At 31.9% G+C, this 10134-nt stretch carries 13 protein-coding genes; 7 read left to right on the top strand and 6 right to left on the bottom strand.

All coding sequences use genetic code 11. The features are described from left to right. The coding region (gene recA, locus ACIQ11_RS00240; protein WP_396151712.1) for a recombinase RecA at positions 1 to 907 on the top strand (907 nt) is incomplete at its 5' end. A 78-nt stretch (positions 908 to 985) separates the two neighbouring features. Next, complete coding sequence (locus tag ACIQ11_RS00235; RefSeq protein WP_396151710.1) at positions 986 to 1393, top strand: hypothetical protein; 408 nt, start codon at positions 986 to 988, stop codon at positions 1391 to 1393. 34 nt (positions 1394 to 1427) lie between these two features. Here the strand turns inward: ACIQ11_RS00235 and ACIQ11_RS00230 are convergent, their stop codons facing one another. Continuing rightward, positions 1428 to 2159, bottom strand: a complete 732-nt coding sequence (locus ACIQ11_RS00230; RefSeq protein WP_396151708.1) for a lysophospholipid acyltransferase family protein — start codon at positions 2157 to 2159, stop codon at positions 1428 to 1430. Between the two features lie 121 nt (positions 2160 to 2280). On the opposite strand from ACIQ11_RS00230, the gene trpS reads away from it, so the two are divergent. Then, on the top strand, positions 2281 to 3252 hold the full coding sequence (gene trpS / locus ACIQ11_RS00225; protein WP_396151706.1) for a tryptophan--tRNA ligase: 972 nt from the start codon (positions 2281 to 2283) through the stop codon (positions 3250 to 3252). A 71-nt stretch (positions 3253 to 3323) separates the two neighbouring features. On the opposite strand, the gene dprA is transcribed toward trpS, so the two are convergent. Next, positions 3324 to 4430, bottom strand: coding sequence for a DNA-processing protein DprA (gene dprA, locus ACIQ11_RS00220; RefSeq protein WP_396151704.1), 1107 nt, complete (start codon positions 4428 to 4430; stop codon positions 3324 to 3326). Positions 4431 to 4574: 144 nt separating this feature from the next. Here dprA and ACIQ11_RS00215 point away from each other — a divergent pair, with 144 nt between their 5' ends. Together ACIQ11_RS00215 and ACIQ11_RS00210 are read left to right on the top strand one after the other, a co-directional pair. Beyond that, on the top strand, positions 4575 to 5555 hold the full coding sequence (locus ACIQ11_RS00215; RefSeq protein WP_396151702.1) for an SPOR domain-containing protein: 981 nt from the start codon (positions 4575 to 4577) through the stop codon (positions 5553 to 5555). A 65-nt stretch (positions 5556 to 5620) separates the two neighbouring features. Next, entirely contained in the window at positions 5621 to 6133 is a 513-nt protein-coding gene (locus tag ACIQ11_RS00210; protein WP_396151700.1) for an acyl-CoA thioesterase, read from the top strand. A gap of 34 nt (positions 6134 to 6167) precedes the next feature. On the opposite strand, the gene ACIQ11_RS00205 is transcribed toward ACIQ11_RS00210, so the two are convergent. The 4 genes from ACIQ11_RS00205 to ACIQ11_RS00190 are packed head-to-tail and all read right to left on the bottom strand — an operon-like array spanning position 6168 to position 8513. Next, positions 6168 to 6866 carry a hypothetical protein gene (locus ACIQ11_RS00205; protein ID WP_396151698.1) on the bottom strand — a complete coding sequence of 233 codons (699 nt, stop codon included), beginning with the start codon at positions 6864 to 6866 and terminating at the stop codon, positions 6168 to 6170. After that, on the bottom strand, positions 6863 to 7480 hold the full coding sequence (locus tag ACIQ11_RS00200) for a hypothetical protein (protein WP_396151696.1): 618 nt from the start codon (positions 7478 to 7480) through the stop codon (positions 6863 to 6865). Before ACIQ11_RS00200 ends, ACIQ11_RS00205 begins: the two co-directional genes overlap by 4 nt. Before the next feature lie 3 nt (positions 7481 to 7483). Then, positions 7484 to 8176, bottom strand: a complete 693-nt coding sequence (locus tag ACIQ11_RS00195) for a hypothetical protein (RefSeq protein ID WP_396151694.1) — start codon at positions 8174 to 8176, stop codon at positions 7484 to 7486. A 1-nt stretch (position 8177) separates the two neighbouring features. After that, complete coding sequence (locus ACIQ11_RS00190; protein WP_396151692.1) at positions 8178 to 8513, bottom strand: PadR family transcriptional regulator; 336 nt, start codon at positions 8511 to 8513, stop codon at positions 8178 to 8180. 137 nt (positions 8514 to 8650) lie between these two features. Between ACIQ11_RS00190 and ACIQ11_RS00185 the strand changes: the two genes are divergently transcribed. Together ACIQ11_RS00185 and ACIQ11_RS00180 are read left to right on the top strand one after the other, a co-directional pair. After that, positions 8651 to 9703 carry a 2Fe-2S iron-sulfur cluster-binding protein gene (locus ACIQ11_RS00185; protein ID WP_396151690.1) on the top strand — a complete coding sequence of 351 codons (1053 nt, stop codon included), beginning with the start codon at positions 8651 to 8653 and terminating at the stop codon, positions 9701 to 9703. Between the two features lie 61 nt (positions 9704 to 9764). Beyond that, positions 9765 to 10073, top strand: coding sequence for a hypothetical protein (locus ACIQ11_RS00180; RefSeq protein WP_396151688.1), 309 nt, complete (start codon positions 9765 to 9767; stop codon positions 10071 to 10073). Positions 10074 to 10134 lie beyond the last annotated feature (61 nt).

The following is a 10134-nucleotide window of genomic DNA, read 5'->3' as shown; positions in this document are numbered from 1 at the left end:
TTCTGCTGTAGAAGAAGTAGAAACCATTTCGTCAGGTTCTTTAGGCGTAGACATTGCATTGGGTGTAAATGGATATCCGAAAGGAAGAATTATCGAAATTTACGGACCAGAATCATCTGGTAAAACGACCCTAACCTTACACGCCATAGCAGAAGCACAAAAAGCAGGAGGAATTGCCGCATTTATTGATGCAGAACACGCCTTTGACCGTTTTTATGCGGAAAAATTAGGTATTGATATTGATAATTTAATTATTTCTCAACCTGATAACGGAGAACAAGCATTAGAAATTGCTGAAAGTTTAATTCGTTCAGGTGCTGTAGATATTGTAGTAATTGACTCGGTTGCCGCATTGACGCCAAAAAGTGAAATTGAAGGCGATATGGGTGATAGTAAAATGGGATTACACGCCCGTTTGATGTCGCAAGCGTTAAGAAAATTAACAGGAACCATTCATAAAACAAAATGTACCGTGTTTTTTATCAATCAGTTGAGAGATAAAATTGGGGTAATGTTTGGAAGTCCAGAAACTACAACCGGTGGAAACGCATTGAAGTTTTATGCTTCGATAAGAATTGATATCCGACGTTCTTCGCAAATTAAAGATGGCGACAATGTTATTGGAAACAGAACGAAAGTGAAAATTGTAAAAAACAAAGTAGCGCCGCCTTTTAGAACTGCGGAATTTGACATTATGTATGGCGAAGGGGTTTCTAAAGTTGGTGAAGTTTTAGACTTAGCTGTAGATTTTGAAATTATTAAGAAAAGTGGTTCTTGGTTTAGTTATGGTGAAACCAAATTAGGACAAGGAAGAGATTCTGTAAAACAATTAATAAAAGACAATCCAGAATTAATGGATGAGTTAGAAGTTAAAATTAAAGAATTACTAAAAGAACAAAACGCATAACACAAAAAATCATCCTTTTTAGGATGGTTTTTTGATTAAAACCAAATTGAAGATTCGGAATTTTTAAAAAGTTGTATTATGAAAAAACTAATAGCACTTATCTGTATTTTTGTACTATCTATCTCTTGTACACAAGAACCTGATGGGCCAAGAGTTCGTTTAGAATTAGTACCTGTGGAAACGGTAGTTTTGCCTACAACCTTTACTGCAAATACCGTAAATGAAATAGAAGTTACCTATTCAAGACCTTCTAGTTGTCACGGTTTTGAAGGTTTTTATTACACCCGAGACGGTTTTAATAGAACAATTGCCGTACTAAATTACGTGATAGAAGAACAAGGCTGTTTGCCATTGCTAAATCAATTACAAACGAAAATTTTAAGATTTAAGCCCGCTACAGCTGGTACGTACCTTTTAAAATTTTGGAAAGGTAAAGATGCCAATGGAGTTAATCTTTATGAAGAATTTTCAGTTGTAGTACAATAAAAAAAACGCCTAATTAGGCGTTTTTTTATGCTTATTATTTTTGAAGTTCGGTTAAAATGATGTCTCTAACTTGTTGTTTTAAGTGAAGTTTATCGTCCATCGTTTTTCCAATTGTTTCTATTGGTGGATGAATTTTGGCTCTCATTTTCCCTGGTGAACCGCTAAAAAACGTGTACGAAAATCGTTTTTTGTTATCATAAAAAGTTAACGGAATTATTGTGAGTTGGTGTTCAATTGCAATTCGGAAAGCACCATCTTTAAATTCATCTAAAAGTATACTTTCATCAGGCACACCGCCTTCAGGAAAAATACAAATACTCAAACCTTGTTGAATTCTGTTTTGTGCGCGTTCAAAAACAGCGAAACGACTTTTACTATTTTCTCGGTCAACCAAAATACAAACACGTTTGTAAATAAATCCAAAAATAGGAATGTTAACCAATTCTTTTTTCCCTACAAATACAAACGGATGATTTTTTACAGCTAACAACATCAACATAATATCCGTCATTGAAGTATGATTGGCTACCAACATATAACTTTTACCTGCTTCAAAATTTTCAGTGCCTTTTATAGAATATCTAAATCCCATTCCAATTAAAATAACTCGAGCCCAAAGTCGTGCAATTTTAAAAAACAACGGATATGTTTTTCCGCTTAAAATAGTAATTAATATCAGAGGAAATAACAGTATTATAGGCAGCAATACCAATAGGTAAAACCAGATACGGTATAGCAACCAAAACGGATATTTTAATAATTTCATTTCTCAGATAGTATTCGATTTTCAAAAGTAAACAATTTTAAAAAACTTATTCTTTTTACTTGCACCTTTTTACTTGGCTCTTTTTACTTAAAAACTTACATTTGCAAAAACAAGAATCAAAATGGCAAAAATCTTAACCGGAATTCAAAGCACAGGAACACCACACTTAGGTAATTTATTAGGCGCAATTTTACCTGCTATTCAAATGGCAAAAAATCCTGATAACGAATCTTTTCTTTTTATTGCCGATTTGCATTCGATTACGCAAATCAAAAATGGTGCAGAATTAAGACAAAACACCTATAGTGTAGCTGCTGCTTGGCTTGCTTGTGGTTTAGATACAAATCGTGTAGTTTTTTACCGCCAATCTGATGTGCCTCAAACGGCTGAACTTTCTTGGTATTTGAGCTGTTTTTTTCCGTTTCAGCGTTTAACATTAGCCCATTCGTTTAAAGATAAAGCCGACAGACTAGACGATGTTAATGCGGGATTATTTTCTTATCCGATGTTAATGGCTGCCGATATTTTATTGTATGATGCTAACTTTGTTCCTGTAGGGAAAGACCAATTGCAACATATTGAAATTACTCGTGATGTAGCTTCAAGATTTAATCACCAAATGGGTGAAACCTTTGTATTACCAGAAGCAAAAATAGATGAGCAAATTATGATTATTCCGGGAACAGATGGGCATAAAATGAGTAAATCAAGAAATAATTTCATCAATATTTTTGTAGACGATAAAACGCTTTTAAAACAAATAAAAAGCATTGAAACCGATAGTACACCTTTAGAAGAACCTAAAAATCCAGATACTTGTAATGTGTTTGGCTTATATAAATTATTAGCTTCGCCAGAACAAACTGCAGATTTAAAAGCCAAATATTTAGCTGGAAATTATGGTTTTGGACACGCCAAACAAGCGCTTTTTGATTTAATAACTGAAAAATTTAAAACCGAAAGAGAAAAATATAATTACTTCATAAACCACCCTGAAGAAGTAGATAAATTACTTTTTGAAGGAGCTAGAAAAGCAGGTAAAGTAGCGGATGGCGTATTAAAAAGAGTACGAGAAAAATTAGGGTTTTTATAAAATATGCCACACCGATTTTCACAAATTTCACAAATTAGTTTCGTGCTAATCTGTGAAATTTTTATTTAAACCTACACTGCTTCAAACAACTTCCCTGGCAAAGGTCTAATAACGCCTTTTAACTCCATATTTAATAATAAAGAAGAAATTTTAAAAATAGGGAAATCGCAATCTAATGCTATAATATCCATCAATTCATTTTCTTTATTTACTAAATAGTCATAAATTTTTTGTTCTTCCTCCGTCAAGGAAACAAACAGTTGTTTTTGGATGGGTTTACTTTCTTTTTTCGTATCAATATCCCAATTTAAAATATATACTAAATCGGCTACACTATTCAATAAATGGGCGCGCTGGGTTTTTATTAAATTGTTACATCCTTGGCTAAATTTATCGGTAATTCTTCCTGGAACAGCAAATACATCTCTGTTGTAATCATTCGCTATATTAGCTGTAATTAATGAGCCGCCTTTTTCGGCACTTTCAATTACAATAGTAGCTTCGCACATACCTGCTACAATTCTATTTCGTTTGATAAAGTTTTCTCTATCCGGATTTGAAGTACTCCAAAATTCGGTCATAAAACCGCCATTTTGCTCCATTTGAGAAATATACTTTTTATGTGATTTTGGATATATTTGATTCAAACCGTGAGCCAAAACTCCAATAGTTTGTAAATTATTTTGCATTGCCGCTTGATGTGCCACAATGTCAACTCCATAGGCAAAACCACTAACAATAATTGGGTTCAATGGTGCTAAATCTTCCAAAAGTGTATTGGTAAATGCGACTCCATAAGGGCTAATTTGACGGGTTCCTACGATATTAATTACTCTTTTATTTTGCAAATTAATAGCACCTGATTGAAATAAAACAGTTGGACCATCGGCACAATGTTTTAAGCGTTCTGGGTACGAATCGTCTTCAAATGTAGCATAAGAAATTTGTTCTTTTTCGATGAAACGAAGTTCGTTTTCCGCTAAATTAAAAATCTTTTTTTCTTGTAAATTTTTGTAGAGATAATCACCTATGCCGTCAATGGCAACAAATGCTTTTTTAGAGGTTTGGAATACCGCAGCAGCAGAACCGCATTGTTTAATTAGTTTTTTGGCAACAACATCACCAATTCCTTCCACTTTTAAGAGTGCGAGCGTGTGTAATAATTCGTTATGTAACATGGCGTATAATATATCCTACAAATATATTTATTTTTTTAGTAATTTTATAAAAAACCGCAAAACGAAGAAAATTTATTTTTAAATTGTTAATAAAAATTGTTAATAAAATTTTGTTTTTGGGCTTGAATACTTAATTTTGCATAGATGAAAATAGAAAAATACATTTCAGAATTGTTGTACAGATACCAATGCGTAGGCGTTCCGGGTTTTGGAGCGTTTTTATGCGAATGGCAATCTGCGCAAGTTATTGCGGCTCAAAATTCGTTTGTACCGCCGAAAAAAGTAATTTCTTTTAATTCTCATATAAAAAACAATGATGGTTTATTGGCCAATCATATCGCATTACAAGAAAAAATTAGTTACGAAAACGCAGTAAGTAAAATTCAAACTCAAGTTGTTTTTTGGTTAGAAAAATTAGAAAATAAAGAAAGTTTAGTATTAGAAAATATTGGTGAAATTTTTTCAAATTCAGAACATAATTTTGTTTTCAAGCCGAATACAGCAATTAATTATTTGACAGATTCTTTTGGTTTGGCTGGTTTTAATTCGCCAGAAATAGCAAGAGCAAATCAAATTCAATCAGAAGTTACTTCAGAAGTTGCGCATCAAATTGAAACGCCTGTTTCAGTTGATGCTACCTCGGAAGAAGAAACGCCAGTTATTCCATTAAATGGAAAAAATCGTACAAAAAACTGGATGAAATACGCTGCAGCTGTGGCCATTTTTGCCTCTGCAGGAACGTATGGTTACAAAATGTATTTTGACTACACGATTGAACAACAAACAAGTATCGTAGAAAAAACGGTGCAAGAAAAAATAAATCAAAAACTTCAAGAGGCTACGTTTGTGATTCCAAATCCAATAAACGCTGTTGATTTAACTTTAGAAGCATCACATACCGAAAAATACCACGTAGTTGCAGGTGCATTTAGAAGCAAACAAAATGCGATTAAAGCTATGAATGATTTAATATCAAAAGGTTTTGAAGCGCATTTATTGACGGAAAACAAATACGGTTTAATTCCTGTTGCTTTTGGTAGTTTTTCTAATTTAACTGAAGCTCAAAATTTAAAAATTCAAATAAAAGCAAAAGATAGCGTTGACGCTTGGTTGCTAATAGACTAATCCCAATTTGGGATTTTTTTATACCCTTTTTTTAAATCAGAGTTAGTATCTTTGTAAAAAAAATAATGCAAAACAAATATCCTTCAGATTCCGTTACAACATTAACCGATTTAGTGTTGCCTGGTGAAACCAATCCATTAAACAATTTATTTGGTGGCGAATTATTAGCGCGAATGGATAGAGCCGCAAGTATTACTGCGCGTCGTCATTCGAGAAGAATTTGCGTTACGGCTTCGGTAAATCACGTGGCGTTTAACAGAGCCATTCCGTTAGGAAGCGTGGTTACGGTAGAGTCGAAAGTATCGAGAACCTTCAATACTTCTATGGAAATTTTTATTGATGTTTGGATTGAGGATAGAGAATCTGGTATTAAAAATAAAGCCAACGAAGCCATTTATACGTTTGTAGCCGTTGACGAAACTGGAAGTCCAGTTCCTGTGCCACCCATTGAACCACAAACCGAATTAGAAATACAACGTTACGACGCCGCACTAAGAAGAAAACAGTTAAGCTTGGTACTTGCTGGAAAAATGAAACCCAGTGAAGCAACGGAGTTAAGAGCGTTGTTTATGGAATAATAAAGAAAGCCTACTTTATGAGTAGGCTTTATGTTTAATTACCATTTTCTAAAGCATATTCTGGATAAGTTTCTTTTAGATACGCTTCTGCTTTTTTAGGGATTTCTACAACCATAATGTATTCTATTAATATCAAAGAAACGAGAAGAAAACTAATGCCTAAAACACCAAGAGAATTCTCTAACACTTTTTCTGAATGCAGCATAATTTGAATTGGTAAATAAATCATTCCAACGATAGAAGAACGTCCCAAAATAATTTCTTTTAATAGCCATTTTTTGTGCGTTGCAGCATTTGCTTTTTTGTTTTTATATCCAAAATATATAATAAAAAAATAAAAGCTTAAAATAATAATTACAAAAGCAATAAGTACAACATCTGCTTTATATAATGAGATATTTAAAAAAAAGTAGGTTAACCCAACTAACGTAGTTGTTAAAATAACTTTAGGTATTGTAAAAAATGCCTTAAAATGATTCCAAATGATTCCGTTGTATTTTCTGTTTAAGGCCGCTTGGCGTTTTTCAACCACATCCATAAACCCAAAAACACCAAATTTTTTAAATTCTTTTTGTAAGATTTCTTCAAACGTTAATTTCGGATTCTCTTGCCATTGTTGCTCAATTGCATTGGCTAAGTGATCAACTAATTCCGTTTGTAAATCGTAATATTCCACGTAATGTTGGCGCGTGAATTGATATAAGCGGTCTATTTGTTCGGGGGTTAGTTTCATATCAATTTATATTTTTTAATAAACTGTTGGTGTTTTACGAAATAATAAGCAGAAAAAGGAAAATTAGCTAAGACTAAAAATCCAATAAAGTAAGCATAAGTAAACGAAATTTGGAAAATTATAAAGTAAAAAAACACCAACAAAACTGGGAAATGAAAATAATCAAAATGAAATCGAAAACTAGTTTTAACGCTTTTATTATTCATAATTCGTCGCAACAGAAAATAGAAAATGCCACAAAATCCGACACTATATTTGAATAGCAAAATATTTTCATTTGATTTAGAAAAAGTAAAAAAGAAACTAAAAATTAGCGCCGCTAACAAAACCAAAGCATAATGAAAGGCTACTTTATATTTTATTTTCTGAATTACAAAACTAGGAAATAACCGCTCGTTACTGATTAACCAATATTTTTTAACTTGTAATTCTTTTCTCCATAATTGACTTGCCATCAGAAATGCTTCTTCAAAAGACAATTTGTTTTGTTCCATTATGTCTTCGGTTGCAGTCGCTAAATGGTCTTTTAACTCCAATTTAAAATCTAAAAAATCGAGTTGGTGCTGTTCTAAAAAACGGTCAATATAGTCGAGTTGTGTGTTGGTTAGTTTCATAGTTTAAACTTTGGATAATTTCCTTTCGAATTGAAAATGATTTAACAAAAAATAAAACGAATAAATTGAATAAACAATATACCAAATATTTTGGAAAACATTGAAAAATAATCGATTCATAGTAAACTTTTGATTCATCGCAAAAATATAATACCAATCGAATTCTATACTAATTAATTGGATTGCCAAAATAAGAACTGAACACACACAATGAACATTAAACATATAACTGAAAATTGTTTTGGTTTCAGATTTGTAGACGAAATACCTTCCGATAAATAAAAATACAATTAACACAATTAAAAGTATTTCATATCCTTGTTCTAATTGGACTAAAAACTTATTTGATTTATTTTGCATTATTATCCAAACAGTTGTGAAAGTAATAAATACACTTAATAACAACCAATAGAAAGATTGCTTTTTTGATTCTTTAACCCATTTATCTATAAATAATTTGGGGCCATTTAACCAAAAAGGTGTCCAAAACGCGTTTGAAGCTGGTCGTAGCTGTGCTTCCCATTTATCAAAAGAATTAATTAGTGCTGTTTTAAAATCAACATCTTGGTTTATCATTACTTCTTCTATATCTGAAGCAATATGGTCCGTCAATTCTATTTTTATGTCGTCATAAACAACTCCGTTCAACACTAAAGTTTCATCTATTTTTGCTATTTGTTCTACTGTCAATTTCATCTTAATAACTCAATTTAGGATTTACAATAGTCTGCATATTTTTGATAAATTCTTCCAATTCAGACAAACGATTTACGGTTTCTGTGGTGCCTTTTTCGGTAAGTTTGTAATACTTTCTTAAGCGATTGTCTACTTTTTCTACCTCAACATCTAATAAACCATCGGCTTCTAATTTGTGCAAAGCAGGGTATAAGGCGCCTTCCGTAATGTTTAATTCACCTTTAGTGATTTCCTTTACTTTTTGCGTAATTTCATAACCATACATTCTGCCTTTTTCTTCTAAAAGCTTCATAATAATGGTATTCAAACTGCCTTTATATAATTGTGAGTTTTTCATTTTAGTTAAAATTTCAAATGCAAATATATACATAATTTTCTTATGCATAACATTCTTAAGTATATTTTTTTAGTTTCTTTTTTCTTTTCACTAACTTTTATATTCTTAATAAATAGTATTTTTGTAAAAAAATAAAAATGGATTTTTATAAATTAGCAATAAAAGAAATCAAACGAGAAACAAAAAATGCAGTTTCAATCGTTTTTAATATTCCACAAGAATTAAAATCAGCTTACCAATTTATAGCTGGGCAATATGTAACCTTAAAACTAACTTTAGACGGGAAAGAACTTCGTAGAGCGTATTCTATTTGTTCTTCGCCAAAAAGTGATGAAATGCGAATTGCAGTAAAAGAAGTAAAAAACGGTACTTTTTCGAAATTTGCCAACACAAAATTAGCTGTTGGCGATTTGTTAGAAGTCAGTATTCCTGAAGGAAAATTTACGTTTGAAGCCAAACAAGAACATCAAAGAAGCTATGCCGCTTTTGCAGCTGGTAGCGGAATTACGCCTGTTTTATCGATTGCAAAAAGTGTCTTAGAAGAAGAACCAAATAGTACTTTTGTTTTAATTTATGGCAACAAAGACGAATCAGAAACTATATTTCACGAGGAATTAAAGGCGCTTCAATTAAAAAATTTAGGTCGATTTTTTGTCCATTTTGTGTATAGTCAAGCCAATATTGCTGGCGAATTATCTGGTAGAATTGACAAAAATGTTGTAAATACTGTTTTAAAAACCAAACATTCCGATAAAACCTTTTCTAAGTTTTATTTGTGCGGACCAGAAGCAATGATACAAGTAGTTACGGCGACTTTAAAAGAAAACAATGTAGCTGAAAAAGACATTAAATTTGAATTATTTGGCACTTCAACTGCCTCAGAAAACAAAGTTGTGTCTGGAAATGAAGGTCACACAGCTATTTCAATTACAGTAGATGCTGATGAAGTTTCGTTTGAAATGAGTCAACAACAAACCATTTTAGAAGCAGCTTTAAAACAAGGTTTAGACGTGCCTTATTCTTGCCAAGGCGGTATTTGTAGCAGCTGTATTTGTCGTGTGACAGAAGGAAGCGCTACGATGAAGAAAAACCAAATTTTAACAGATAATGAAGTAGCTGAAGGATTGGTTTTAGCTTGTCAAGCCGTGCCAACAACCTCTGAAATTAAAATTGATTTTGATGATATTTAAATAGTCTAAAGTTTTAATGTCATAAAGTCTAAAGTCTTGTTATAGTAAAAATTTCAAACCCTTGAAAAACTTATACGAAATATTCAAAAAAAATAGCGACTTGTTGGGCGAACCAGAAGTTATCCAGTTGGTTGAATATTGCGAAAAATTACAAGATGAAATTGTTGCTTATAAATTTGATAGACAACAAGACAAACAACTTATTTTGTTAGATATTATTAGGGAAATTATAAAGGGTTGTAATGAAGTTGAAAAAGAGCAAATGGAACACGAACGTTTTGGTTATGAAGCACCAAATTATCAAGCAACTATTTCTAATTTAAAAAGTTATATTTTAGAAATTTGTAAAGACAATCAGGTTTATTTGTGAGTCTTTTAAACCATTAAGGAATTAAGAAAATTAAGCATAAAACTTAATGAACCTTAATTCC

The sequence above is a fragment of the Flavobacterium sp. genome, from assembly GCF_044361065.1.
Classification (GTDB): Bacteria; Bacteroidota; Bacteroidia; order Flavobacteriales; family Flavobacteriaceae; genus Flavobacterium.
Note: the sequence above shows the minus strand (reverse complement) of the source record. Positions and strands in the feature narration are given on the sequence as shown.

What these genes read in the sequence shown, in the direction of transcription:
- dprA (WP_396151704.1), bottom strand. Translation starts at nt 4,430, where the DNA reads ATGTTACATAACGAATTATTACACACGCTCGCACTCTTAAAAGTGGAA.
- ACIQ11_RS00215 (WP_396151702.1), top strand. Translation starts at nt 4,575, where the DNA reads ATGAAAATAGAAAAATACATTTCAGAATTGTTGTACAGATACCAATGC.
- ACIQ11_RS00185 (WP_396151690.1), top strand. Translation starts at nt 8,651, where the DNA reads ATGGATTTTTATAAATTAGCAATAAAAGAAATCAAACGAGAAACAAAA.
- trpS (WP_396151706.1), top strand. Translation starts at nt 2,281, where the DNA reads ATGGCAAAAATCTTAACCGGAATTCAAAGCACAGGAACACCACACTTA.
- ACIQ11_RS00205 (WP_396151698.1), bottom strand. Translation starts at nt 6,866, where the DNA reads ATGAAACTAACCCCCGAACAAATAGACCGCTTATATCAATTCACGCGC.
- ACIQ11_RS00235 (WP_396151710.1), top strand. Translation starts at nt 986, where the DNA reads ATGAAAAAACTAATAGCACTTATCTGTATTTTTGTACTATCTATCTCT.
- ACIQ11_RS00195 (WP_396151694.1), bottom strand. Translation starts at nt 8,176, where the DNA reads ATGAAATTGACAGTAGAACAAATAGCAAAAATAGATGAAACTTTAGTG.
- ACIQ11_RS00210 (WP_396151700.1), top strand. Translation starts at nt 5,621, where the DNA reads ATGCAAAACAAATATCCTTCAGATTCCGTTACAACATTAACCGATTTA.
- ACIQ11_RS00200 (WP_396151696.1), bottom strand. Translation starts at nt 7,480, where the DNA reads ATGAAACTAACCAACACACAACTCGACTATATTGACCGTTTTTTAGAA.
- ACIQ11_RS00230 (WP_396151708.1), bottom strand. Translation starts at nt 2,159, where the DNA reads ATGAAATTATTAAAATATCCGTTTTGGTTGCTATACCGTATCTGGTTT.
- ACIQ11_RS00190 (WP_396151692.1), bottom strand. Translation starts at nt 8,513, where the DNA reads ATGAAAAACTCACAATTATATAAAGGCAGTTTGAATACCATTATTATG.